General features: G+C 66.9%; 24 protein-coding genes. 11 read left to right on the top strand and 13 right to left on the bottom strand.

Annotation, left to right across the window (positions count from 1 at the left end; all coding sequences use genetic code 11):
* Positions 1–118: 118 nt before the first annotated feature.
* Both PV766_RS17820 and PV766_RS17815 read right to left on the bottom strand, forming a co-directional pair.
* A complete protein-coding gene (locus PV766_RS17820) occupies positions 119–1,180 on the bottom strand; it encodes an aspartate-semialdehyde dehydrogenase (RefSeq protein WP_064062825.1) in 1,062 nt (353 codons plus the stop codon).
* A 2-nt stretch (positions 1,181–1,182) separates the two neighbouring features.
* A complete protein-coding gene (locus tag PV766_RS17815; RefSeq protein WP_016932516.1) occupies positions 1,183–2,448 on the bottom strand; it encodes an aspartate kinase in 1,266 nt (421 codons plus the stop codon).
* Positions 2,449–2,869: 421 nt separating this feature from the next.
* Here PV766_RS17815 and leuA point away from each other — a divergent pair, with 421 nt between their 5' ends.
* Entirely contained in the window at positions 2,870–4,681 is a 1,812-nt protein-coding gene (gene leuA / locus PV766_RS17810; protein WP_064062826.1) for a 2-isopropylmalate synthase, read from the top strand.
* Positions 4,682–4,861: 180 nt separating this feature from the next.
* Here the strand turns inward: leuA and PV766_RS17805 are convergent, their stop codons facing one another.
* Entirely contained in the window at positions 4,862–5,758 is an 897-nt protein-coding gene (locus PV766_RS17805) for a LysR family transcriptional regulator (RefSeq protein ID WP_421097539.1), read from the bottom strand.
* Between the two features lie 71 nt (positions 5,759–5,829).
* Here PV766_RS17805 and PV766_RS17800 point away from each other — a divergent pair, with 71 nt between their 5' ends.
* The 3 genes from PV766_RS17800 to PV766_RS17790 are packed head-to-tail and all read left to right on the top strand — an operon-like array spanning position 5,830 to position 8,718.
* A complete protein-coding gene (locus tag PV766_RS17800; RefSeq protein WP_421097538.1) occupies positions 5,830–6,867 on the top strand; it encodes an EamA family transporter in 1,038 nt (345 codons plus the stop codon).
* Positions 6,762–8,015, top strand: a complete 1,254-nt coding sequence (locus PV766_RS17795; RefSeq protein ID WP_064062829.1) for a Mur ligase family protein — start codon at positions 6,762–6,764, stop codon at positions 8,013–8,015. Before PV766_RS17800 ends, PV766_RS17795 begins: the two co-directional genes overlap by 106 nt.
* Positions 8,008–8,718 (top strand): type 1 glutamine amidotransferase, encoded by a 711-nt coding sequence (locus tag PV766_RS17790; RefSeq protein WP_064062830.1) that lies wholly within the window; start codon positions 8,008–8,010, stop codon positions 8,716–8,718. Before PV766_RS17795 ends, PV766_RS17790 begins: the two co-directional genes overlap by 8 nt.
* A 4-nt stretch (positions 8,719–8,722) precedes the next feature.
* Here PV766_RS17790 and PV766_RS17785 read toward each other — a convergent pair whose 3' ends face one another.
* The 3 genes from PV766_RS17785 to PV766_RS17775 all read right to left on the bottom strand — a co-directional run bounded on the left by PV766_RS17785 (position 8,723) and on the right by PV766_RS17775 (position 10,923).
* A complete protein-coding gene (locus tag PV766_RS17785; protein ID WP_421097537.1) occupies positions 8,723–9,565 on the bottom strand; it encodes an alpha/beta fold hydrolase in 843 nt (280 codons plus the stop codon).
* 222 nt (positions 9,566–9,787) lie between these two features.
* A complete protein-coding gene (locus PV766_RS17780) occupies positions 9,788–10,255 on the bottom strand; it encodes a rhodanese-like domain-containing protein (RefSeq protein ID WP_129977744.1) in 468 nt (155 codons plus the stop codon).
* Positions 10,252–10,923: a TetR/AcrR family transcriptional regulator gene (locus tag PV766_RS17775; RefSeq protein ID WP_064062832.1), complete on the bottom strand. Its 672-nt coding sequence runs from the start codon at positions 10,921–10,923 to the stop codon at positions 10,252–10,254. The genes PV766_RS17780 and PV766_RS17775 overlap by 4 nt, the downstream gene beginning before the upstream one ends.
* Before the next feature lie 222 nt (positions 10,924–11,145).
* On the opposite strand from PV766_RS17775, the gene PV766_RS17770 reads away from it, so the two are divergent.
* Positions 11,146–12,081: a metal-dependent hydrolase gene (locus tag PV766_RS17770; protein WP_421097536.1), complete on the top strand. Its 936-nt coding sequence runs from the start codon at positions 11,146–11,148 to the stop codon at positions 12,079–12,081.
* Positions 12,081–13,256 carry a hypothetical protein gene (locus PV766_RS17765; RefSeq protein ID WP_129977745.1) on the top strand — a complete coding sequence of 392 codons (1,176 nt, stop codon included), beginning with the start codon at positions 12,081–12,083 and terminating at the stop codon, positions 13,254–13,256. The genes PV766_RS17770 and PV766_RS17765 overlap by 1 nt, the downstream gene beginning before the upstream one ends.
* Here the strand turns inward: PV766_RS17765 and PV766_RS17760 are convergent.
* The gene (locus PV766_RS17760; RefSeq protein ID WP_421097535.1) at positions 13,162–14,163 is read right to left on the bottom strand and encodes an oxygenase MpaB family protein; all 1,002 of its coding nucleotides are present in this window, start codon (positions 14,161–14,163) and stop codon (positions 13,162–13,164) included. The two genes, PV766_RS17765 and PV766_RS17760, sit on opposite strands and share 95 nt — an antisense overlap.
* Before the next feature lie 79 nt (positions 14,164–14,242).
* Positions 14,243–14,992 carry a GntR family transcriptional regulator gene (locus tag PV766_RS17755; protein WP_064062835.1) on the bottom strand — a complete coding sequence of 250 codons (750 nt, stop codon included), beginning with the start codon at positions 14,990–14,992 and terminating at the stop codon, positions 14,243–14,245.
* 130 nt (positions 14,993–15,122) lie between these two features.
* Between PV766_RS17755 and PV766_RS17750 the strand changes: the two genes are divergently transcribed.
* Both PV766_RS17750 and PV766_RS17745 read left to right on the top strand, forming a co-directional pair.
* Positions 15,123–16,658, top strand: a complete 1,536-nt coding sequence (locus tag PV766_RS17750; RefSeq protein ID WP_064062836.1) for an aldehyde dehydrogenase family protein — start codon at positions 15,123–15,125, stop codon at positions 16,656–16,658.
* Positions 16,659–16,662: 4 nt separating this feature from the next.
* On the top strand, positions 16,663–17,628 hold the full coding sequence (locus PV766_RS17745; RefSeq protein ID WP_129977746.1) for an oxygenase MpaB family protein: 966 nt from the start codon (positions 16,663–16,665) through the stop codon (positions 17,626–17,628).
* Between the two features lie 121 nt (positions 17,629–17,749).
* On the opposite strand, the gene PV766_RS17740 is transcribed toward PV766_RS17745, so the two are convergent.
* The 5 genes from PV766_RS17740 to PV766_RS17720 all read right to left on the bottom strand — a co-directional run bounded on the left by PV766_RS17740 (position 17,750) and on the right by PV766_RS17720 (position 21,398).
* Positions 17,750–19,225 carry an MFS transporter gene (locus PV766_RS17740; RefSeq protein ID WP_421097534.1) on the bottom strand — a complete coding sequence of 492 codons (1,476 nt, stop codon included), beginning with the start codon at positions 19,223–19,225 and terminating at the stop codon, positions 17,750–17,752.
* Between the two features lie 95 nt (positions 19,226–19,320).
* Positions 19,321–19,923 (bottom strand): TetR family transcriptional regulator, encoded by a 603-nt coding sequence (locus tag PV766_RS17735; protein ID WP_064062838.1) that lies wholly within the window; start codon positions 19,921–19,923, stop codon positions 19,321–19,323.
* The gene (gene recR / locus PV766_RS17730; protein WP_016693177.1) at positions 19,920–20,528 is read right to left on the bottom strand and encodes a recombination mediator RecR; all 609 of its coding nucleotides are present in this window, start codon (positions 20,526–20,528) and stop codon (positions 19,920–19,922) included. The genes PV766_RS17735 and recR overlap by 4 nt, the downstream gene beginning before the upstream one ends.
* A gap of 9 nt (positions 20,529–20,537) precedes the next feature.
* Positions 20,538–20,861 (bottom strand): YbaB/EbfC family nucleoid-associated protein, encoded by a 324-nt coding sequence (locus PV766_RS17725; protein ID WP_016931828.1) that lies wholly within the window; start codon positions 20,859–20,861, stop codon positions 20,538–20,540.
* Between the two features lie 102 nt (positions 20,862–20,963).
* Positions 20,964–21,398 carry an SRPBCC family protein gene (locus tag PV766_RS17720; RefSeq protein ID WP_421097533.1) on the bottom strand — a complete coding sequence of 145 codons (435 nt, stop codon included), beginning with the start codon at positions 21,396–21,398 and terminating at the stop codon, positions 20,964–20,966.
* Between the two features lie 137 nt (positions 21,399–21,535).
* On the opposite strand from PV766_RS17720, the gene PV766_RS17715 reads away from it, so the two are divergent.
* The 3 genes from PV766_RS17715 to PV766_RS17705 are packed head-to-tail and all read left to right on the top strand — an operon-like array spanning position 21,536 to position 25,328.
* Positions 21,536–22,996, top strand: a complete 1,461-nt coding sequence (locus PV766_RS17715; protein WP_421097532.1) for an FAD-binding oxidoreductase — start codon at positions 21,536–21,538, stop codon at positions 22,994–22,996.
* Complete coding sequence (locus PV766_RS17710) at positions 22,993–24,300, top strand: class I SAM-dependent methyltransferase (RefSeq protein WP_129977748.1); 1,308 nt, start codon at positions 22,993–22,995, stop codon at positions 24,298–24,300. The genes PV766_RS17715 and PV766_RS17710 overlap by 4 nt, the downstream gene beginning before the upstream one ends.
* Positions 24,288–25,328, top strand: coding sequence for an AraC family transcriptional regulator (locus tag PV766_RS17705; protein WP_421097531.1), 1,041 nt, complete (start codon positions 24,288–24,290; stop codon positions 25,326–25,328). The genes PV766_RS17710 and PV766_RS17705 overlap by 13 nt, the downstream gene beginning before the upstream one ends.
* Positions 25,329–25,398: the final 70 nt, after the last annotated feature.

Here is a 25,398-nt window from a genome sequence, read left to right as displayed (position 1 = left end):
ACAACAAACAGTCCAGACTGCTTGTAAATAACGTCCGGAGTGCAGGTCACCCGAAAAACGACGGAGCGGGCGGACCCGGAAGAGGTCCGCCCGCTCCGCCGAGAAGCTCGGAAGATCGCTAGACGAGCAGCTCCGCGATCTGGATCGTGTTCAGAGCAGCACCCTTGCGCAGATTGTCGCCCGAGACGAAGAGCGCGAGACCGCGCCCCTCCGGAACACCCGGGTCCTGGCGGATACGACCCACGAGCGAGACGTCGTCACCCGCTGCCGCGAGCGGGGTGGGCACGTCCACGAGTCGGACGCCCGGCGCGTTCGCGAGCAGTTCCTGCGCACGTTCGACCGACAGCGGCCGCTCGAACTCGGCATTGATCGACAGCGAGTGACCGGTCACGACGGGAACACGTACGCACGTGCCCGACACGAGCAGGTCGGGCAGACCGAGGATCTTGCGCGACTCGTTGCGCAGCTTCTGGTCCTCGTCCGTCTCACCGGATCCGTCGTCGACGATCGAACCCGCGAGCGGCACCACGTTGAACGCGATGGGGGCGACGTAGTTTTTCGGGGCCGGGAAGTCGACCGCGTCGCCCGCATGGACGAGCTTGTCGGCCTCGTCGGCGACGGCACGCACCTGGCCGACGAGTTCCTCGACGCCTGCCAGGCCGCTACCGGAGACGGCCTGGTAGCTCGACACGATCAGGCGCTGGAGCCCGGCCTCGTCGTGCAGCGCCTTGAGCACCGGCATCGCAGCCATGGTGGTGCAGTTCGGGTTGGCGATGATGCCCTTCGGGGGGTTCTTCACCTGCTCCGGGTTGACCTCGCTCACCACGAGCGGGACCTCGGGATCCTTGCGCCACGCCGACGAGTTGTCGACGACGATCGCACCGGCCGCCGCGAACCGCGGCGCCTGTTCCTTGGAAAGGGTGCCACCGGCCGAGAACAGCGCGATGTCGATGCCCTTCAGATCCTCGTCGGAGGTCGCGGCGACGTCCTCGACGACGATCTCCTCACCGCGGAACGGCAGCTTCTTGCCGGCCGAGCGGGCCGACGCGAAGAACCGCACCGTGTCGGCGGGGAAGTTGCGCTCCTCGAGCAGAGTGCGCATGACGATGCCGACCTGACCGGTGGCACCTACGACTGCGACGGTCGTCCCCGTCGCCCGGCTCGCGTGATCGGTGGTCATCGTTACCGCCCCGTTCCTGCGTGCACGACGGCTTCTTCGTCGCCGCCGAGCTCGAATGCCGCGTGCAGCGCGCGCACGGCGTCGTCGAGTTCGTTGTCGTCGACCAGCACGGAGATGCGGATCTCCGAGGTCGAGATCAGGTCGATGTTGATACCGGAGCCGGCGAGAGCCTCGCAGAACTTGGCCGTGACACCGGGATGGCTCTTCATACCGGCACCCACGAGGGAGACCTTACCGATGTGGTCGTCGAAGAGGACCTGGGTGAAGCCGATATCGCTCTGCTGCTTGGTGAGCAGTTCGACCGCACGCGGCCCGTCGCTCTTCGGGCAGGTGAAGGTGATGTCGGTCTTGCCGGTCTCCACCTTCGAGATGTTCTGCAGCACCATGTCGATGTTGATCTCGGCGTCGGCGACGGCACGGAACACCTTGGCGGCGTAACCGGGAGTGTCGGGGATTCCGACGACGGTGATCTTGGCTTCGCTGCGATCGTGCGCAACGCCGGTGATCAGGGCCTCTTCCACAGGAATGTCCTCCATCGATCCGGACACGATGGTGCCGGGCTTGGTGGTGTACGACGAACGAACGTGCACGGGCACGTTGTAGCGGCGGGCGTACTCCACGCACCGCAGCATGAGAACCTTCGCGCCGCACGCGGCGAGCTCGAGCATCTCCTCGAACGAGACCTTCTCGAGTCGCTGAGCGTCCTTGACGATGCGCGGGTCCGCGGTGAACACGCCGTCGACGTCGGTGTAGATCTCGCAGACGTCGGCCTTCAACGCGGCGGCGAGTGCGACGGCGGTGGTGTCCGAACCGCCACGACCGAGAGTCGTGATGTCCTTGCTGTCCTGGCTCACACCCTGGAAGCCGGCGACGAGCACGATGCTGCCCTCGTCGAGGGCGGTGCGCACACGGCCGGGGGTGACGTCGATGATCTTCGCCTTGCCGTGGCTGCCCGTGGTGATCACGCCCGCCTGCGAACCGGTGAACGACCGGGCCTCGGCGCCGAGCGAGTGGATCGCCATCGCGACGAGGGCGTTGGAGATGCGCTCACCGGAGGTGAGGAGCATGTCCATCTCGCGGGCCGGCGGGACCGGGCATACCTGCTGCGCGAGATCGAGGAGTTCGTCGGTCGTGTCTCCCATGGCCGAGACGACGACCACGACGTCGTTGCCCGCCTTCTTGGTCTCGACGATCCTTTCAGCGACGCGCCGGATCCGCTCGGCCGTCGCGACCGAGGATCCTCCGTACTTCTGGACGACGAGTGCCACGCTGGCCAACCTCCGAGTTTCGGGAACAAGTCCAGTGGCCCAGCTTACCGACCGTGCCTTTCGTCGCCCCGGGGCGTCTCAGGAAAGTGTCGTGTGCAACAGGGACGCGGCGAAGTACAGGTCCGATTCCGTGGGCCGGGGATGGATGAACGGGGCACGATCCCATCGACTCGCCGATCACCCGTCATGTCCGGCGAGTGTGTATCGATCGGGTCACGAGCCGGCGATCCGGTCGGGTGTGGGCGGTGCCACTTGGGTGCTGTGGGGGATGTCGCGATACACTTCTCCACATGCAGCGCGTGCTTCTCCTCGGCCGCCGCGGCGGGATCTGACCAGACCGGCTTCCCGTCGCGGGGTTTCGACGCGCCGGTCGATATTCGATCTGGGCCTACAGGTCCCTTTTTCTCTTTGGAGTTACGTCATGTCACCCGCCGACGCTTTCACCTCCGGCTCGCGCACCATCACGCCGCCGAGCAAGCCGGGCCCGGCCGACCAGCCGTCGTGGAACAAGCAGAAGAACTCGTCGATGCCGGCCTACCGGTACCGGCCGTTCGCCGAGGAGGTCGAGCCGGTCTCGCTGCCCGACCGCACCTGGCCCGACAAGATCATCGATCGCGCTCCCGCCTGGTGTGCCGTGGACCTGCGCGACGGCAACCAGGCCCTGATCGACCCGATGAGCCCCGCTCGCAAGCGGCGCATGTTCGATCTGCTCGTGCGCATGGGGTACAAGGAGATCGAGGTCGGTTTCCCGTCCGCGAGCCAGACCGACTTCGACTTCGTCCGCGAGATCATCGAAGACGGCGCGATTCCCGACGACGTCACCATCCAGGTCCTGACGCAGTCCCGTCCCGAACTGATCAAGCGCACCTTCGAGGCCTGCGCCGGGGCACAGAACGTGATCGTGCACTTCTACAACTCGACGTCGATCCTGCAGCGGCGCGTGGTGTTCCGGGCCGACAAGGAGACGGTGAAGAAGATCGCCACCGACGCGGCCGAACTGGTGCTCGAGGAGGCGAAGAACCACCCCGACACGAACTGGCGCTGGGAGTACTCCCCCGAGTCCTACACGGGAACCGAACTGTCGTACGCCAAGGAGGTCTGCGACGCGGTCGTCGAGACCCTCGGCGCGACCCCGGAGAACCCGGTCATCATCAACCTGCCGGCAACGGTCGAGATGGCCACGCCCGATGTGTATGCCGATTCGATCGAGTGGATGCACCGCAACCTGGCGAAGCGCGATTCGATCATCCTGTCGCTGCACCCGCACAACGACCGCGGCACCGGTGTCGCGGCGGCCGAACTGGGTTACCAGGCCGGCGCCGACCGTATCGAGGGCTGCCTGTTCGGCAACGGTGAGCGCACCGGCAACGTGTGCCTGGTGACCCTGGGCATGAACATGTTCAGCCGCGGCATCGACCCGCAGATCGATTTCTCGAACATCGACGAGATCCGCCGCACCGTCGAGTACTGCAACCAGCTGCCCGTCCCCGAGCGCCATCCCTACGGCGGCGACCTGGTCTACACCGCCTTCTCCGGCAGCCATCAGGACGCGATCAACAAGGGTATGGACGCGATGAAGGTCGACGCGGAGGCCGCCGGCGTCGACGTCGACGACCACACCTGGGCCGTGCCGTATCTGCCCATCGACCCGAAGGATGTCGGCCGTACCTACGAGGCCGTGATCCGCGTGAACTCGCAGTCCGGCAAGGGCGGCATCGCGTACATCATGAAGCAGGACCACGGCCTGAACCTGCCGCGACGTCTGCAGATCGAGTTCTCGCAGGCCGTGCAGAAGGTCACCGACGGCGAAGGTGGCGAGGTCAGTCCCAAGGAGATGTGGGACATCTTCCACGAGGAGTACCTGGCTCCGGTCACGCCGCTCGAACGCATCCGGCAGAAGGTCACCGCAGCCGAGACCGACGACGGCGAGGACACCATCACCGCTGTGCTCGTGGTCGACGGCGTGGAGAAGGAGATCTCCGGTACCGGCAACGGCCCGTTGGCGGCCTTCGTCGATGCCCTCGAGTCGTTGGGCTACCGGGTGGCCGTCCGCGGTTACGCCGAGCACGCCATGTCCGCCGGCGACGACGCCAACGCCGCCGCATACGTCGAGGCCGACGTCACGCGTCCCGACGGCACGACCACGCTGGTGTGGGGCGCGGGTATCGCCCCGTCGATCACCACGGCGTCGCTGCGCGCGGTGGTCTCCGCGGTGAACCGTTCGCACCGCTGACCCTTCCGACAGGAATGCGGTGGCCCCTTCGGGGGTCACCGCATTCGTCGTTGTCCGGGATTTCACCCCGGCAGTTCATCCGGACATCGACAGTTGCTCGACGACGGTGTCATCGACCGGGACGAGTTCGATGCACTGAAGGCCGGGGTGCTCGCCCGACCCGCACGATCGCGTCGTTTCTCACGTCGACAGCTTCCGCGCCGCGGCGGCACGGAAGCTGTCGAGCACCGCGCCCACGGCCGGTCGTCGCGCCGCGCCCGGACGGGTGACGAGTTCGTAGATCCGCGCCGCGCGCACCCCGGCCAACGGCAGCCGCACCAGCGCCGGGTGCAGCACCGAGTACCGGGGCAGCAGCGCCACCCCGCGACTCGCCGCCACGAGCTCTTCGATGACACGGAAGTCATTGATGCGGTGCGCAACTCGCGGCCGTATTTCTGTCACCGCGGCGACGGAGAGCAGCACGTCGTCGACGGGGAAACCACCCCGCACACTGATCCAGCTCTCCCCCGCGAGTTCGTCGACCCGCACGCGTTCCTGCGACGCGAGGCGGTGCCCGGACGGCAGGACGAGATCGATCGGTTCACGCATCAGCGTCTCGACCTGGAGGCGGGGTCCCGACAGCGGCGCCGATCGCTCGTCGCGGTGGGTGAGCACCACGTCGTAGTCGGCGAGCAGAGCGGGTGCGGCCGAGGCAGGGACGTCCTCGTCGCTCACGTCCAGCTCGACACCGATCGCTTCGGCTGCTTCGAGCACGGCCGGGAGCAGGAGCGCCGCCCCCGAGGGGAACGACGCCACGCGTACCCGCCCGCGAGGCGACCGCGCGTAGGCGGCCATCTCGTCGGTCGCTCGGTCGAGGGCGTCGAGCACCTCGTCGGCGCGCACCACCAGCGCACGACCCGCGTCGGTGAACCGTAGCCGGCGACCGTCCGGTTCGAGCAGCGGGACTCCCGCCTCCCGCCCGAGCACCTTGAGCTGCTGCGACACGGCCGACGGCGTCATCGACAGGGCCGCAGCGGTCGCGGCCACCGTCTCGCGGTCGGCGAGTTCGCGGAGAATCCGCATGCGCGCGACATCCATGTAGAAAAATTACACGATCTCTTCAGAAACATTCGCTTGATCTGATTGTTTCCTGAGCAAAGAATCGATGCATGTCGTTCCGGGACCGTCTGCTCGCTCTCACTGTTGTGGTGCCCTGGGGATGCAACTTCCTCGCGATCAGGATGGGTCTCGACCACTTCCCTCCGTTCTTCTTCGCCGGTCTGCGCTTCGCGGTCATCGCCGTCCCGGTGGTGCTGTTCGTGCCGCGACCCGCTGTTCCGCTGCGCTGGCTCCTGCTGTACGGCGCCGGATTCGGTTTCGCCCAGTTCGCGTTCCTCTTCTGGGCGATGGAGGCCGGTCTGCCCACCGGCCTCGCGTCCCTCGTACTGCAGTCGTCAGCGCCCTTCACGGTCCTGCTCGCCGCGCTGTTCCTGCGCGAACGGCTCGACGGCATCCGTCTCGCCGGTCTCGTGGTCGCCGTGTCCGGCATGGTGATCGTCGCCGTGGGACAGGGCGCCGCGGACGCGAGCCTGATACCCATGACCCTCGCGTTGCTCGCCGGACTGTCGTGGGCGGTCGGCAACATCGGGACCCGCAAGGCCGGCGCCGGTGACCCCATGCGCCTGATGCTGTGGATGTGCGTCGTGCCCGTGCTCCCGTTCTTCGGGGTCTCCTGGTTCGTCGAGGGCCCGCAGGCGTGGTCCACCCTCGGTACCGCCGTCACCACCGTGGACGGGGGCCTGGCACTGGCCGGACTCGCCTACGTCGTGCTGGCGGGCACGATCGCCGGTACCGGGATCTACGCCTCGCTGCTGTCGCGCTATCCCGCCGGGACCGTGGCGCCGCTCTCCCTCATGGTGCCGGTCGTAGGTTTCACCGTCGCATGGATCACGCTCGGTGAGCGACCGGCGCCGTCGTCCCTGATCGGCGGTGTGATCGTCGTCGTCGGAGCCCTCGCCGCCCAGGGTGGCCGCGTCAGTGTGACGAGCAGGACGCTCCTCCGGCGACACAACGCTCCCGCGCCTGTGGAACACTCGCCGACGTGGGAACCAGCACAGGAATCACCGCACGTGGACGGCTCGCACTACGCGCAGCCCGGGCCGCCGCGTGGGCGTCCCAGAAGGCCGGACGCGGTAAGGGCTCGATGATCGGAGGGCTCGTCGCCCTGAAGATCGATCCGGCACTGATGAAGCAGCTCGGCCACGGCCGGCAGACCGTGCTCGTCACCGGGACGAACGGCAAGTCCACGACGACACGCATGACGGCCGCCGCTCTCGAGACGATCGATTCGGTCGTCACCCAGGCGGACGGCGCGAACATGGACGCCGGGATCGTCGCCGCTCTCGCCACCGACCTCCGGGCGCCGCTCGCCGCGATCGAGGTCGACGAGCTCCACACCCCGCACGTCGCCGACTCCCTCGAACCCAGAGCGATCGTGCTGCTCAATCTCAGCCGCGACCAGCTCGACCGGGTCGGTGAGATCAACATGATCGAGCGGAAGCTGCGCGAGGGCCTGAAGCGGCATCCCGACGCCGTGATCGTCGCGAACTGCGACGACGTGCTCGTCACGTCCGCCGCCTACGACAACCCGAACGTCGTGTGGGTCGCCGCCGGAGCCGGCTGGGCCAACGACTCGGTGAGCTGCCCGCGCTCGGGCGAACCGATCGTCCGTGAAGGCGACCACTGGTACAGCACGGGCTCCGATTTCGCGCGCCCGACACCCGACTGGTGGGTCGACGACGAGAACCTCCACGGACCCGACGGTCTCGTCCTCCCGCTGAAGCTCACCCTCCCCGGCCGCGCGAACCGCGGGAACGCCGCCCAGGCGGTTGCGGCCGCCGTGGCCCTCGGCGCCGATCCGGAGAAGGCCGTCGCGGCCGCAGCGGTCGTGGAGGAGGTCGCCGGCCGCTACAAGACGGTGCAGGTCGGGCCGCATTCGGTGCACATGCTTCTCGCGAAGAACCCCGCCGGCTGGCAGGAGGCCCTGTCGATGATCGATCCGACCGTCGACGGTCTGGTCATCGCCGTCAACGGTCAGGTGCCGGACGGCGAGGACCTGTCGTGGTTGTGGGACGTGCGGTTCGAGCACTTCGAGGGCGTGCAGGTCGTCGCCGCAGGTGAACGCGGCACCGATCTCGCGGTCCGTCTGACCTATGCGGGGGTCGAGCACACGCTGGTGCCGGATCCGCTGAAGGCCATCGCCTCGTGCCCTCCCGGCCGTGTGGAGGTGCTCGCCAACTACACCGCGTTCCGCGATCTCAACACCGCCATTGCCAGGAGAGCTGCCCATGTCTGAGTCGACCGTCCGCATCGGACTCGTCCTGCCCGACGTGATGGGCACCTACGGCGACGGCGGCAACGCCCTGGTGCTGCGCCAGCGACTGCGGATGCGCGGTCACGACGCCGAGGTCGTCGAGATCGGATTGAACGATCCCGTCCCCGAGTCCCTCGACCTCTACACCCTCGGCGGCGCGGAGGACGCGGCACAGCGGCTGGCCACGCGGCACCTGCAGCGCTACCCGGGACTGCAGCGTGCAGCCGAGCGCGGAGCGCCGGTGCTCGCGATCTGCGCCGCGATCCAGGTGCTCGGCCACTGGTACGAGACGTCCTCCGGCGAACGTGTCGACGGCGTCGGCATCCTCGATGCGACCACCTCGCCGCAGCAGACCCGCGCGATCGGCGAGATCGTCATCCGGCCCGCCCTCGCCGGCCTCACCCAGCCGCTGACAGGATTCGAGAACCACCGCGGTGGAACGACTCTCGGCTCCGATGCCATCGGGCTCGGCCGCGTCGACCGCGGTGTCGGCAACGGCGTGGGCGACGGACTCGAAGGTGCCGTGCAGGGCTCGGTGATCGGCACGTATCTGCACGGTCCCGTACTCGCCCGCAACCCCGAGCTCGCCGATCACCTCCTCATGCGCGCTCTGGGCGTGGACTCCCTGCCGCCGCTGGACCTCCCCGAGGTCGATCTGCTGCGGCAGGAACGGTTGCGCTCCTGAGCGCTCAGCCGTGCGCGGCGACGTGTTCGAGGACCAGCCGTGCGAGTTTCTCCGGTTCCTCGTCCGGGATCCAGTGACTCGTGCCGACAAGGGTTTCCCGTCGATACGGTCCGGTCACGTAGCGGGCCGTCGCCTCGACCCCGCCGGGTCCGATCGCCGAGTCCTTGTCGCTCCATACCATGAGCGTGGGCACGGTGACCTTCGCGAAAGACCATTTCGGATTCGACAGTGGCACAGCCCGATACCAGTTCACGCCGGCCCGCACCGCAGCCCGGTCCTTCAGACGCGCGACATCGCGGTCGGTCGCGGCGGACGGCTGGCCGGTACCGCTGAGCATCCGGCGCGCGACCGTTTCCTCGCCCAACAGGATCTCGGGGATCCAGGGCAGCTGGAAGACCAGCATGTACCACGAGCGGAGCAGCTGCGGACCGGTGACGAACGAGCGCAGGAAGGCTGCCGGATGCGGAACGGACACCGCCGTCACGGTGCGGACGAGTTCGGGGCGGTGCGCGGCGAGCACCCAGGCGACGGCGGCTCCCCAGTCGTGCCCGACGACGTGCGCACGACCGCCCGGCACCGCTTCGACGAGCGCCACGACGTCGTCGACAAGCAGTTCGAGCAGGTAGTCGCGACGCCGGGGTGGTCGCGCGCCGGGCGAGTAGCCACGCTGGTCGGGTGCGAAGGTGCGATATCCCGCGACATGCAGGTGAGGCGCGACCGCGTCCCAGGAGCGGGAGTCCTGCGGGAATCCGTGGAGGAGAACGATGGGTTCCCCGTCGAGCGGTCCGTCGTCGCGGATGTCGAACCGGAGTCCGTCCCTCTCGACGGTGGTGATGCGCTCCTCCATCCGGGCCCCCTTGCAGTCGTGGCGATCGGCACCGACCGACATGTGTCTGCGAATCCACCCCCGGACAGGGGTTCGGCCCGGTGATTCGCTTGACGCGTTCTCCGGGCCGGATCTCTGCTTCACGAGCTTCTCTCTGTCGTCCGCGGACGTCTCATAAGCTCGATTCGCACCTTCGATGTTAGCTACGTCACAGCTCGAATGCAAGCTTTTTCGTGCTGCCGGTCAGACCGGAGCGAGGGGGTATCCCAGCGTCGCCCAATCGTGCAGGCCCCCGCGGTAGTAGGCGAGCGCGGACGCGGGATATCCCGCCTCGATCAGCTTCCGGATCGCATCGGGCGACTGAGGACACTGGGGACCGTTGCAGAAGACGATCGTCGTCCGGGCGGTATCGAGCTCTCCCTTCCGCGCGACGATGTCGTCGTGCGGCATGTTCACGGCGCCGGGGAGAGTCACCCCGCTCCGGGAATCGGGCACACGCGTGTCGACGAGTACGGCACCCCGGCCGAGCAACTCGATCACCTCGAGCTCCCCCACGGTCGTCACGCCCGTCGCCACCTGCAGTGGCTGCACCTCGCCCCAGGTCGTCTCCACCACCATGCGGTCGGCTTCACCGTCCGCCGGACGGGGAACGTTCTGCGGGTCGCCGTCGCGCGTACGATCGGCGCGCCTGATCTGCTCCTCGTTCGTCACGAACCGGACTCTACGGGAGAGTGGTCGCTCCTCGCGGCCCCCGGCGTCGGATCCTTCGGTCCCCACTCCCGCTGGGCGAGGATCGCCGTTCCCATCCAGCGGCGCAGATAGCGACGCAGGTCGTCGTCGGAGCGCGGCGGGGTTCCCGGCGAGACGAAGAACGACTGCATGGTGCGCAGCACGTACTCGACCAGTTCGGCGAGGGAGTCGTCGTCGTAGCCGTAGCTCTTCCAGTCCACATCGAATCGCGTGATCATCGCCATGCCGAACATCCACGCCTCCTCCGAGGCCAGCGCCTCGGGGTGCGGGTTCGAATAGGTGCTCGACAACAGGATGCCGAGATGCGGGGTGCGACGCACCTCCGCGAGTGTGTAGACCACACCCTCGGTCATGGCCTCGACCGGATCGTCGAGTCCCGCGACCTGCCGGGTGAGTCGGTCCAGAAATCCTTCGACCGAAGCGATGGCGGCCGCGCGCATCAGCGCGTCGGCGCTCGGGAAGTAGCGGTAGACCGTCTGGCGGATCACCCCGAGGGACTGGGCCACGTCGGCGATGCTGATCTCCGCGCCGGTCCGGTCGATCAGGTCGACGGCAGCAGCGACGATCCGCTGCGACGCCTCGTCGTCGTCGGCGGGAGGACTCCCACCCCACCCACGTCTGCGTGCCACTTCGCGCTTCCTCGAACCGTCGCCTGGAGAAGGCCCGACGGTAACACGCTCGTCCTCTGCGGAGGTGGTCCGAAACGCTCCCCCTCGAGCGAATGGGACACCTATCATACAGATTGCGCCAGTCGTGTATGTTCACGCCGACCGGGGTCTCCCGGCTCTTCCGGGATCCTTCCCAACGGTGTCCCCCACCAGTCCGGTGTCGACGAGACGAGGTACCGCCCCATGACGAACCTGCAGGTCCGCAAGATGCGTTTCGCATTCGCGGATTACGACGTGCCGTTCCTGTGGAACGAGGAGAATCCCGCTTTCTCGAGCATGGCCAACGCGGTCTCGTTCCTCGCGATCGGCTTCGAGAAGATGATCGTGAACATGATCCGCGAGATCACTCCGCGCATCACCGATCCCGGCGTCCGCGAAGAGGCCGATGCCTTCATGTACCAGGAGGGCCAGCATTCGACCGCTCACCGGCAGCACGTGAAGGGCCTGATCAAGAGTTATCACGGCCTGCAGGAGACCCTCGACGACGTCATCGGTGCCTTCGACACGCTCACCGCCGAGACCTCCGCCGAATACCGGCTCGCGTACACCGCCGACCTCGAGGCGACCTTCACGCCCGTCTTCAAGCTCATGCTCGACAACGACGCAGCGCTCTTCCGCCCCGGCGACGACCGGGTCGCCTCGTTGTTCATCTGGCATTTCGTCGAGGAGATCGAGCACCGCAGCTCGGCGCTCGTCATCTTCGACGCGGTGGTCGGCAGCGATCTGTACCGCATGCGGCAGGCACCGTCGGTGTTCAAGCACGTGCTCGACGTCATCGCCATCGCGTGCGAGGGTTTCAACAAGCACGTGCCCCTGCAGGAACGGAAGATCGACGCGATGTCGATGTTCGCCTCGTACCGCCGTAAGCAGAACCTGCGACGGAGGTTGCCGTTCCTGCAGTACGAGGATCACGGCCCCATGCCGCGCGCGTTCGACGTCCTGCCGCTCGGCGAACAACTCGTCTCGCTGATGGGCATCATCCGCAGCCAGATGCCCAAACACAATCCCGACCACGAGAAGCTGCCGGCCCTCGCCGACGTGTGGTTCCGGCGATTCGACGAAGGTTACGACGTCTCGCACTGGTACACGGCGGACACCGCCGGCGGAAGGAACGATTGATGTCCGACCTGTGCTCGCCCACCTTCGAGGACCTTTCGGCCCGCCTCGGATTCTCGTGCGACGAAGCCGGTGGGATCTTCGAACTGCGCAGTCCGTTCGCGTCGGAGAACTGGACGCTGCCCGTCCTCGAGGCGACCATCGTGCTCGGCGCCGTGCTGATGCTGGTGTACGCGATCGTCCGGCTGCGGCGCACCGGTGACGCCACGAACCTCGTCGTCTGGCTCGGCACGCTCGCGTTCCTGTTCATCATCGAACCACTGCTGTACTTCCCCGACGTATTCGGCGTCGAGGAGTACCTCGATACGATGTTCGCGCACAACGTGTTCACCGTCGAGTTCCTGTGGGGGCGCCTGCCGCTCTACATCATCGCCATCTATCCGATGATGGCGACGATCGCGTTCGAGATCGTCCGCATGCTCGGGGTGTTCCGGCAGTACGGCACCCTCGTCGGGGCGGTTTGTGCAGGTTTCGTCCACCACGCCTTCTACGAGATCTTCGACCATCTCGGTCCGCAGCTGCGGTGGTGGGAGTGGTCGCTCGACAATCCGATCAACCAGCCCTTCTTCGACTCGGTGCCGCTTCCCAGTGTGGTGGTCTTCGCCGCCCTGTGGCCGATGTCCCTCGCGTTCTGCGCGCAGTTCTTCGTCGGCCGGCACATCGACGCCGGTCGCACCTTCGGTGGACTCGAACTGACCTGGCGCACGATCACTGTCGGACTTGTCGCGTCCGTGGGCGTCGTGATCCTCCCGGCGCCGGCGACCGTGATCGGCATGGGCAGCACGACGGTGCGGGCGGCGATCTACGCCGCCGAACTCGTGATCCTGTCGATCGTGGCGATCTACGTGCTCTCGCGCCAATGGTCCCGGCTACGGAGCACACCCGCCGATCGCCCCTGTTCGAACGACCTCGTCCGCTGGTACGCCGTCGCGTATCTCGCCGTGATGGCCGTGCTGTGGATCGGCGCGCTGCCCGACTGGTTCTCGGCCGTCGACGGGGTCACCGAGGCGGGCGACCCGATCGGCAGCCTGTGGTACACCGCGGCGTGCTTCGTCGTCGCAATCGCTTGTGTCGCTGCGACCTTCACCATTCCGCGGAAGGCCGATGCGGGCACGAACGGGACCGCATCGAAGACGCTCGCTGCCGCACCCGGCGGCACCCGCCCGCCCGAGACCTGAGCCGCCCGGCATCCGCACCGTATCGGTCCTCGCGAACTCGATGCGCTGTGGGAGCCTGTCGGATGACCTGTCCGTGCGCCTTCATCCGGCGGCGCATGTCGTGCAGGTAACAGGTGGCCGAGAGCTGACGGATCGGCTCGGGCACCGCACGATAGATGGGCGGGACCACCTTCCAGAACAGATCGAACCGACGCTGGTCGCGCGGACTCCACGGCAGCGCGAACTCGTCACGCATACGTTGCGGGAGCAGCCCGATCGTCATGAAGCGCTGCAGCGGCATGAGCGCGCGGACGGGAAGCGGGGCGTCACCACCGGTGAGCAGATTGCGGGTGAACGAACGCACCTCCGCGTCGACCTCGAAGGTCGCGATCATCTCGTCCCAGTACTTGTCGAACTCCTTCCGCGTCTTCGGCCACATGTCGTCCTCGACCTGCAGGGCAGTGCCGTAGACCGCGGACTGGCGGTAGATGCGTTCGATGTCGGCCTCGGCGAGAGGGCCGAACATCCGCTGGTACATATCGATGCCGTTGCGGTACAGCGTTGCGGCGACCCACAACTGGAGTTCGGGATCGAAGGCGTTGTAGGTCTCCGAACGCACCGGGACGTGCGCCTTGTCGACCATCCGCACGATCTGCTTCTTCTCCTCGGGAGTCCCGAGGGTGACCGCGTAGACGTAGGTCATCGTGGTGCGCAGCCGGTCGAGAGGCCGCTGCAGGGTGCTGCTGTGGTCGGCGACGCCGTGCCCGACTCCGCGCGATGCCAACTGCAGCAGGACCGTCGCGCCGGCCCCGAGCAGGAGCATCGACTCACCGACGAAGTCGGCCAGATCGACGGTGGCGGCCGGGAGCGGCGCAGGGGCCGTCACGGATTTCCCGGCGGGGACGCGCTCGTCGGCGTGGGTCGTCATCGGAGGTCTCCTGATGGTGAAAGTACCAGTGCGGCACCGTCATACGATTGCGCCCATCCGTACCCGGATGGGCGGATGCCTATCCGGAAGGCGAATCGACCCCTGCTCGCTCGCGGTGCGCGACCAGACGCGCGGCCGCATCCTCGAACTGCACGAGCGTCTGCGTGATCACCTCGCTGTGGTCCTGCGCGGTGAGCGCCTCGATCAACGTGATGTGCGATCGGACGGCGAGCCTCCCCCACTCGGCGTCACGTGCGTAGAGGCGGTACGGAATCGTGCGAGCAGCGGCGTTGAGGAACCACGCGAGCTTCGGGCTGTCGGCGATGCGGTTGAGTTCCCGATGGAAGTCGAACTCCGCGTCGGCGATCCGTTCGATGTCGGGTGTCACCCCGTCCGGAAGGACGACGAGCATGCGCAGGCGCTCGTTCAGCTCGGTCAGACGTTCGAGATCGGCCGGCGTGGCGCGGTCGACCGCGCGGAGGGCGAGCTCGACGGCGATCTGCCCCTGCAGCCAGAAGATGTCGTCGATGTCGCCGCGGGTGAGCGGCGAGACCCGGTATCCGCGATTCGGGGCGGACTCGACCATCCCCTCACCTCGCAGCGTCAGCAACGCCTCCCGCACGGGAGTGACGCTGACGCCCAGTTCGACGGCGGTCTCGTCGAGCCGGATGAAGTCGCCCGGGCGCAGGACGCCCGACATGATCGATCCGCGGAGGTGGCCGGCCACCTCGTCGGAAAGTTGCGGACGGCGCCGCACGCGCCCCTCCGAACGTCGGGATGCCGCAGCGTGATCCGTCTCGATCCCGGGGCTGCGTGTCGGTGCCGCCATCGTGTCTCCTGTAGCAATCCGGACAACTGCGCACGGGGGTTGTCCAATCGGCCCGCGAACGCTTAGTGTGATGTCCACTACAGTTATCACATCAAATATATGTGATGTGGTCCACCAGGAAGTGTCGAATATGACCCAGAACCTCACCGATCCGAAGAGGGCCGTGGCCACCTCGGACTCGGCATCCACGACGGCGAGCACCGACACCTTCGCGAGCCTCGATCCCCGGAACGGCGAGGTGATCGCCGAGTACCCGATCGCCGACGAAGCCGCCGTGGGTGCGGCCGTCGAACGCGCCCGTGTCGCCGCCCGCTGGTGGGAGGCGCAGGACTTCCGCGGCCGTCGCGACTGGCTCCTCGAGTTCAAGAAGGCCGTCGCATCCGATGCATCCTCGCTCGCATCGACGGTGTCGAAGGAGACCGGCAAGCCCTTCGGCGATGCCTTCCTCGAAGTGATGCTCGCGGTCGAGCACCTCGACTGGGCGGCCAGGAACGCGAAGAAGGTTCTGAAGCCGCGCAAGGTGCCCTCGGGGCTCGCCGCCTTCAATCAGGCCGCGACCCTCGAGTACAAGCCGCTCGGTGTCATCGGCGTGATCGGTCCGTGGAACTACCCGGTGTACACGCCCATGGGTTCGATCGCCTACTCGCTGGCCGCCGGTAACGCCGTCGTGTTCAAGCCGAGCGAGCTCACCCCCGGCGTCGCGAAGTGGCTCGAGGACAAGTGGAACTCGATCGCTCCCACTCAGCCCGTCTTCCAGGTGATCACCGGTCTCGGTGAGACGGGTTCGGCGCTCGTGCGTTCGGGTGTCGACAAGGTCGCGTTCACCGGTTCCGGCCCCACCGCCCGCAAGGTCATGGCGGTGTGCGCCGAATCGCTCACCCCGCTCGTCGCCGAGTGCGGCGGCAAGGACGCGATGATCGTCGCAGCCGATGCGAACATCGACGAGGCCGTCGAGTTCGCGGCGTTCGGTGCCTTCGGCAATGCCGGCCAGACCTGTGCGGGTGTCGAGCGCATCTACGTCGAGGAGCCCGTCTACCGCGAGTTCCTCGACAAGCTCACTGCCACCGTCGAACGCGCGAAGCCGGGCGGCGACGAGAACTCGACCTACGGCCCCATGACGCTTCCCCGCCAGGTCGACATCGTCCGCAGCCACATCCAGGACGCTCTGTCGTCCGGCGGCAAGGCCGTCCTCGGCGGACTCGAGTCGGTGCAGGAGCGCATCGTCGAACCCGTCATCCTCACCGACGTGCCCGAGACCTCGGCCGCGGTACGCGAGGAAACCTTCGGTCCGACGGTCGTCGTCAACAGGGTCCGCGATCTCGACGAGGCCGTCGAACGCGCCAACGGCACGAACTACGGTCTCGGAGCGTCGATCTTCACGCGCGACAAGAAGAAGGGCCGCCGGCTCGCCGAGCGCCTGCGCAACGGCATGGTGTCGGTCAACTCGGTTCTCGGTTTCGCCGCCATCGCGTCGCTGCCCTTCGGCGGCATCGGCGAGTCCGGCTTCGGCCGCATCCACGGCGCCGACGGCCTGCGTGAGTTCAGCCGTCCCAAGTCCGTCACGGTGGCGAGGTTCGGCTCGCCGCTCGAGCTCATGAGCCTCGAACGCCCGGAGCGCCACCTGAAGATCGCGAAGATCATGCTCGAGTACATGCACGGAAGGTGAGCCGATGACGACCACTCCCCCGCGCACTCGAAGCCGGAAGGCCGCCGTCGTCGCACATCCCGAGGCACGCGTCGAGAAGGCCGGTACGTTCCCGCCTCCGAACAGGGATCCGCGCCCCAAACGTGGACGGAGGGGCTGGGTCGAGGTGATCGACGGACTCGATCCGGTCACCCACCACCAGGACATCGTGCGGATCACCGCCGGCTACGAGTTCCCGTGGGACTACCAGCGGTCGCTGGAGTTCGCCCTGTTCCGCACGTACTGCGTGCCGAGCATCTCGGAGCTGCTCGCCCGCACCGGCGAGTTCGAGAAACGGCCGCAGAAGCGGTACGACGACACGGCGCTGCTCATGGCCGAGCTGGTCGAGCACGGTTACGACGCCGAGCGGGGACGCGAGTCGCTGCGCAACATCAACCGGATGCACGGCAAGTACTCGATCGACAACGACGACATGTTGTACGTGCTGTCGACCTTCGTGTACGACCCGCTCGACTGGATCGACCGTTACGGGTGGCGTCGTCTCCATCCGAAGGAGCGGCTGGCGTCGTTCTACTTCTACCGCCAGGTGGGCATCCGGATGGGCATCAAGGACATCCCGGAGTCGTTCCAGGAGTTCCACCGGTTCAAGCTCGAGTACGAACGCGAGAAGTTCACCTACAGCGACGACAATCACGCCATCGGCACGTACACGCTGCGCCTGTTCCAGTCGTGGTACCCGAAGGTGCTGAACAAGGGCATCGAGAAGGTCGTCTTCGCGCTGATCGACGACCGCATGGCGTCGGCTTTCGGTTTCCCCCAGAGCTCGCCACAGCTGACGGAGATCGCCGAGGGCGCACTGCGGGCACGGTCGGCATTCGTACGGCGACTGCCGAAGCGACGTGTGTCGCTGTCGGCAGGTAATGCCGCGAACCGGACGTATCCGGGCTACCCCCTCGGCTACCGCCCGAGCGACCTCGGCGTCGAGCACTGAATCCGGTCGAACACTCGATCCGGTCGGATACCGAGACCTGGGGACAGGAGGGTCGGCCCCGCATTCCGGTTTCGCGACCGGGGTACGGGGCCGTAACCGTCGCGGAGGAAGCCGGAGCGACTCAAGTCGTGACGGAACGCAGGGACTGCTTCGAGGGGAGCGCGAAACCCGAGACGAAGACCACCACGGCGCAGCCGGCGCACACGAGATAAGCGATCACGAAGCCCGCGGTGCCGATGCCGAGCCCACCGCCGACGGTGTGGGCCGCGAGCACCGACGCGACCACCGCGCTGCACACGGTGCTGCCCACGGTGCGGAGCAGGACGTTGACGCCGTTCGCCGCCGCGTTCTGCGACAGGGGCACCGCACCGAGCAGGAGCACCGGAAGCGTGCAGTACACGAGCGATGTGCCGATGGCCGCGACGAAGATCGCGGCCACCACGACCCACAGCGGTTTTCCGGGCACCGCGTGGACGCTGTAGCCGGCGAGCAGGAAGACCGCTCCCGTCATGATCGTGATCTTGGGCCCGAAACGCTCGGTGATCCGGGAGGCCACGATCGCGAAGATCATCATCGCGAAGCTTGCGGCGAGCTGGCATGCCGCCGCCTGGAGGATGGTCAGGTCGTATCCGGCTCCGTGCGCGGACGACGCCTGCAGCAGCTGGGTGGTGATGAGGGTGTTGCCGTAGAAGGCGAACCCGACGAGCAGCGCCGACAGGTGCGGCGCGAGGACGGAGCGGCGGGCCGAGACGCGGAGGTCGACGAGCGGGTTGCGGTTGCGTAACTGCTGCGCGCCCCACAGCACGAACAGCAGTACCGCCGCGGCGAACGAGAGCAGCACGGCAGGACTCGTCCAGCCCCATGTGCTGCCTTGGGTGATGGGCACGAGCAGGCACACGAGGGCGGCGGACAGGCCGGCGGCGCCCACTGCGTCGAAACGGCCTCCGGTGCGGCTGCTCGACTCCGGGATGACGATCCACGCCGCGAGGGCCACACCGGCCCCGATGGCGGCGGTGATCCAGAAGAGCAGGTGCCAGTCGGCGAACTGGACGATGGCGGCCGCGAACGGGATGCCGACCGCGGTGCCGATGCCGAGAGTGGAGCTGAGGATCGCGATGGAGCGCTCCACCCGATCGCGGGGCATGACTTCCCGGAGGATCGCCATGCCGATGGGCAGTACGGCTGCGCCGGCACCCTGCAGGCCGCGGGCGAGGATGAGCAGTCCGATGTCCGAGGTCAGCGCGCAGATCAGCGAGCCGATGGTCATGAGCGAGAACGCGACGAGCAGCATGCGCTTCTTGCCGATCATGTCGGCGAGGCGCCCGAAGATGGGCGTCATCACCGCACCGACCAGCAGTGTGCTCGTCACCAGCCACGACACCGCGGTGGGTCCGGCGCCGGTGAAGCCCGGCATGCTCGGCAGGAGGGGCACCATGACGGTCTGCATGATGGCCTGGAAGACGGCTCCCACCGCGAGGACCGGGAAGACGAGGTGCCCCAGGTCGCGTCGCTTCTCCGCAGCTCCCGAGGCCGGGCGCCTCGGGGCGGAGGTGGCCCTGCCCGGTACGTGCAGGCGCAGAGGGAGCGAAACCGACATGACGTCCCTCCTCACCGAATAGGTAAATAGCCATTCACCACATTAGGTGAACGGCTATTTACCCTCAAGGGAGGTGACCAAAATCATTTCAGCCGCTAAGAACCGTCTCCGTCGAGCAGTCGCTGCACCAGCGGCGCGTACAGCGCCACCACCTCCTCGACCGTGCCGGTCGCGCGTTCCTGCATCATGCGGCGCCGCATGATCGCCAAACCCATCACCGCCGACATCGCCAGCTCGGCCCGGAGGCGGGCGTCCTGGCCCGGAAGCCGCGCGGCGAGGGCATCGATCATCTGCGTGGAGTAGTTGTCGCGGAGCATGCGGTTGCTTTCCTCGCTGCTGCCCCCGCTCATGAAGAGGATGTTCATCGACAACGGCTTGTAGGGCTCGAGCGGGCGGGCGAGCATCGCGACCATCCTCTCCCCCAGGCTCTCGAGCGGGCCGTCGAACAGCACCTGCGCGCCGTACTGGAAGTCGACGAGTTCCTCGTACAGTTGCTCCTTCGAGCCGAAGTACTTGATGATCAGCGGTGCACTGACCCCCGCGTCCTCCGCGATGTCCTTGAGCGTGATGTCGCGATAGGGGCGCGTCGCGAACGCCTTCCCCGCGGCATCGATGATCAACTGCCTGGTCTCGTCGGAAGTCCGGCGGCGCTTCTCGGGCTCTCCCCGACGCGATGCCTCCGTGCCGCGCACGGTCACATCGCCCGCCTCCCCGACAGCGCTCGTCCCAGCGTCAGCTCGTCGGCGAACTCGAGGTCGCCACCCATCGGCAGACCCGACGCGAGGCGTGTGACGCTCAGCCCCGGGAAGTCACGCAGCATCCGCACCAGATAGGTGGCCGTCGCCTCACCCTCCGTGTTGGGGTCGGTCGCGATGATCACCTCGGAGACGTCGACGCCGTCTTCCTGATTGCCGATCCGGGTGAGCAGTTCGCGGATGTGCAGCTGGTCGGGGCCGACGCCGTTGAGCGGGTCGAGTGCACCACCGAGGACGTGATAGCGCCCCCGGAACTCACGGGTGCGTTCGATCGCCTGCACGTCCTTGGGTTCCTCGACCACGCAGATCACCGTGCGGTCGCGGCGAGGATCGGAGCAGATGCGGCAACGCTGCTGGTCCGAGACGGTGCCGCAGACCTCGCAGAACTGGACACCGTCGCGGATCCGCTGGAGCGCCGCCTGCAGGCGGTCGATCTCGGGCGGCTCGACCGAAAGCAGGTGGAACGCGATGCGCTGGGCACTCTTCGGACCGACGCCCGGAAGTTTGCCCAGCTCGTCGATGAGGTCCTGTACCGGTCCTTCGTACAACGCCGACCTCTAGAAGCCGGGCAGGCCGGGGATTCCGCCGCCGAGCCCACCCGCGAGCGGACCGAGCTTCTCGGCCGCGATGTCCTGGGCCTTCGCCGAGGCATCGGCGATCGCACCGACCACGAGATCCTGCAGGGTCTCGACGTCGTCGGGATCGACGACCTTCGGATCGATCTTCACGGACACGACCTCGCCCGTGCCCTTCACCGTCGCCGTGACGAGACCACCGCCGGCCTGGCCGGTGACCTCCGCCTGCGCCATCTCGTTCTGCGCAGCGACGAGCTGCTGCTGCATCTGCTGGGCCTGGGCGAGGAGTTGCTGCATGTCGGGCATTCCACCACCGGGTTGCACGGCACGTCCTTTCTGAAGTGTGTACGCCAGCCTAGTCCCGGCGCATCGCGGTCGGCACGGACGCCGAGATCGACGAAACCGGGGTCAGTCGACTTCCTTCTTCAGGTTCTCGAGCACCTGCTGCTGGATCTTCCGCAGGCCGAGCGGCGCGAAGGTCTTCTCGAAGAAGCCCTTGACGCCTCCGGCACCCTTCCACTGCGTGAGCACGACGACCGTCGAACCCGTCCCGTTCGGCACGACGCTGTAGGTCGTCACGAGCGTGGAGTTCGCGTCGGTCTCCGTGACGGTACTGCCCTTGACCGACACGGTGGCCTGCACGTCGCGCTGACGCTTCTCCGTGGCCTGGAGGATCCAGTGCGCGACCGTGCCGTCGCCGCGACCGCCGGAGATCACTCGGTAGTCGCGGTAGTGCTCGGTGAGGATGCGCGGACGGACCGTCTCGTAATCGGCGAGTGCGGTGAGTACCGCCTCGGGGGCGGCCGCCACCTGGATCGAACTGCTTGCGCTGACCTGTGCCATGAACGACTCCTTCTTCTTCGTGCGTGCTCGAATGTGCCTGTGACGACTGCATCCATCCTGCCTTCCGCCTTTCGGGACGGATGCGACCGCCGGGTCTATTGTGGACGTGCTACCGATGCGCCGCTCCGAGGAGTCGAATGCAGATGCCGAGATCGTCAGGTGTGAAGGTCCCGTACGGAGAGGCGGTACACCGGCACGGTGTCGACCGTCTGCTGCGTTCGTACCGCGCGATTCCTGCCGACGCGCCCGTGCGACTCGCCAAGAAGACGTCGAACCTCTTCCGAGCGCGCGCCGCGGTGAACGCGCCCGGACTCGACGTCTCCGGTCTCGGCGGGGTCGTCTCCGTCGATCCGCAGGCCCGCACCGCCGACGTCGCCGGGATGTGCACCTACGAGGATCTCGTCGACGCGACCCTGCCCTACGGTCTCGCTCCGCTGGTCGTCCCGCAATTGAAGACCATCACGCTCGGCGGCGCCGTCACCGGACTCGGCATCGAGTCGACGTCCTTCCGGAACGGTCTCCCCCACGAGTCGGTACTCGAGATGGACATCCTCACCGGGTCCGGCGAGATCGTCACCGCCCGCCCCGAGGGCGAGACCGCCGATCTGTTCCACGGCTTCCCCAACTCCTACGGTTCCCTCGGGTACGCGACGCGCCTGCGCATCGAACTCGAACCGGTGAAGCGGTACGTCGCGCTGCGGCACCTGCGGTTCGACACGATCGCCGACCTACAGTCCGTCCTCGCACGGATCGTCGACGAGCGCACCTGGGACGGTACATCGGTCGATTATCTCGACGGGGTCGTCTTCTCGGCAGCCGAGAGCTACCTGACGCTCGGCACACAAACCGACGAGCCGGGACCCGTCAGCGATTACACCGGGCAGGACATCTACTACCGGTCGATCCAGCACGTCTCCGTCAACCGCCCCAAGGTGGATCGACTCACGATCCGCGACTATCTGTGGCGGTGGGACACCGACTGGTTCTGGTGCTCACGCGCGTTCGGCGCCCAGAATCCGAAGATCCGTCGACTGTGGCCGAAGCGGTTGCTGCGCAGCAGCTTCTACTGGAAGCTCATCGCCCTCGATCACAAGTACTCGGTGGCCGACCGGATCGAGGCACGCAAGGGCAATCCGCCCCGCGAGCGTGTCGTGCAGGACATCGAGGTTCCGCTCGAGCGCACCCGGGAGTTCGTCGAATGGTTCCTCGACGAGATTCCCATCGAACCGATCTGGTTGTGCCCCTTGAAATTGCGCGACACCGAGTCGTCCCCGGAGGGCCGGCGGCCGAGCGCCTCGGACGCCCAGCGGCCGTGGCCGCTGTACCCGCTCGAGCCGAAGCGCGCCTATGTGAACGTCGGGTTCTGGTCGTCCGTTCCCATCGTGCCCGGCGCCGAGGAAGGCGCCGCCAACCGGTTGATCGAGAAGAAGGTCGCCGAACTCGACGGGCACAAATCTCTCTACTCGGATTCCTACTACTCGAAGGACGAGTTCGAGAAACTCTATTACGGCGGTGGCGAGTACCCCACCCTCAAACAGAAATACGACCCTCGGTCCCGTCTACTGGACCTCTTCTCGAAGGCGGTGCAACGAAAGTGACCATTTTCAAGGCCGAGAACGATCGATCCACCGAGGACAAGCTCGCCCTCGCCCAGATCGTCGAGATCGTGACCGGCGGCGACATGCCGCTGCGCTTCACGGCCTACGACGGCTCCGCAGCGGGCCCGGCGAACTCCCCCTACGGCCTGCACCTCGCATCGCCCAAGGGCGCGACGTACATCGCCACGGCTCCCGGCGATCTGGGCATGGCCCGGGCCTACATCTCGGGTGATCTCGAGGCGCAGGGCGTGCATCCCGGCAACCCCTACGAGTTGCTCGCTTCGCTCGGCGACCTGCACTTCGAGCGTCCTCCGGCCCGCGTCCTCGCGCAGATCGCCCGGTCGCTCGGCACCGAACTGCTCAAGCCGATCGCGCCGCCGCCGCAGGAACACCTGCCGCGCTGGCGCCGGATCGCCGAGGGTCTGCGGCACTCGAAGTCGCGCGACGCCGAGGTCATCCACCACCACTACGACGTGTCCAACGAGTTCTACGAGTACGTGCTCGGACCGTCGATGACGTACACCTGCGCCGTCTTCGAATCCCGGAATCAGAGCCTCGAGGACGCCCAGGAGAACAAGTACCGTCTGGTCTTCGAGAAGCTGCGATTGAAGCCGGGCGACCGTCTGCTCGACATCGGTTGCGGCTGGGGCGGAATGGTGCGGTATGCAGCTCGGCGCGGCGTGAAGGCCCTCGGCGTGACGCTCTCCGGGGAGCAGGCCGAGTGGGCGCAGAAGGCCATCGTCGAGGAAGGTCTGAGCGACCTGGCCGAGGTCCGGCACTCCGACTACCGCGACGTGACCGAGGGCGGGTTCGACGCCATCTCGTCGATCGGCCTGACCGAGCACATCGGCGTCGCCAACTATCCGGCGTATTTCCGGTTCCTCCACGACAAGCTGCGTGCCGGTGGTCTGCTGCTCAACCACTGCATCACCCGGCCGACCAACAACAGCCGGGTCAAGGCGGGCGGTTTCATCGACCGGTACGTCTTCCCCGACGGGGAACTCACCGGCTCGGGGCGCATCATCACCGAGGCGCAGAACATCGGCTTCGAGGTGATGCACGAGGAGAATCTGCGCGAGCATTACGCCCTGACGCTGAAGGGCTGGTGCGAGTACCTCGAGAAGCACTGGGAGGCGTGCGTCGCCGAGGTCGGTGAGGGCACGGCCCGTCTGTGGGGCCTGTACATGGCCGGCTCCCGTCTCGGCTTCGAACGCAATGTGGTGCAGCTGCACCAGGTGCTGGCGGTCAAGCTGGGCGACGACAAGAAGCCGCAGACGCCGCTACGGCCCTGGTGGGTCGCCTGACCTCACCCGGTTTCATCGCATATCTTGGACGCGTGTTGCCGGATCTGGACCCGAGACCGCTCCCGAGCCGCCGTCGGTCGGCTCGGGAATCGGATTGGGATGCCATTCGTGCCTGGACGGACGACAAGTACATGCGGTTCGATGTACGGCCGACGGACCGCACAGCCGTCCCCGCATCGTCGATGTTCTCGGTACCGATCCACGACATCACCATGACGCGGTTCCGCTACGGCGTAGAAGTCGATCTTCGGAACTTCGATTCCGACGCAGGAAACATCCTGGTGTTGACCACGATTCGAGGCAGGACACGTCATGCGACAGGAACATACGACGAGACCGAATTGGGTGCGGGCCAGACGTTCGTCGCCGACTGCAGTCGGGTGGACTATCGGCTCGACGCAGATCCCGACCATCTCCAGCTCAACCTGACGATTCCGCACCGCTTCCTGTCCGATCTCGCCCTGCAGTGGTGGGGCTACGTTCCCGACGAACGACTGTGGAGTCACCAGTGTGCGGTCGGAGGGCCGGACAGTGCGTGGCTCGCCCTGCTCGACTACGCCACAACGACGGCTTCGACCGCCCCGGACGCTGTTGCCGCCGGAAGAATAGGCCACAATCTCCAGGAGATGCTCGCCGCTCACCTGCTCGACGAGTGGGCTCGCTCGGCGGGCATCGACCTCACCGGGCCCGCGCCGGTTGCCGCTCCTGGATATGTGCGGCTTGCTGTGCAGTACATCGACGAGCATGCGAAGGATCTGCCCACCGTCACCGAGACGGCATCAGCAGTGGGCGTCAGTGTCCGTGCCCTCAACGGTGCGTTCAAGAAATATGTGGGGACCTCCCCGCGGGCGTATCTGGTCGAGCAGCGACTGCGCGGCGTTCGTCGCTCTTTGAGCGCGGGGTCTCCTTCGGTGTCGTCCGCGGCCCACGAATGGGGGTACGTCAACATGGGTGTCTTCGCCGCGGCCTATCGGCGCCGGTTCGGAGAGAACCCGTCGGAGACCTTGCGTCGAGCGCGCACAGGCTAGACGCGTCATTCTTGCCGATTGCAGATATCCCCTACCGATCACAGACGTACAGAGCCGATCACATGTCCTA

It is taken from the genome of Rhodococcus sp. As11 (assembly GCF_048957735.1).
Lineage (GTDB): Bacteria > Actinomycetota > Actinomycetes > Mycobacteriales > Mycobacteriaceae > Rhodococcus > Rhodococcus gordoniae.
The sequence above is the reverse complement of the archived record's forward strand: the minus strand, read 5'-3'. Positions and strand labels throughout refer to the sequence as shown.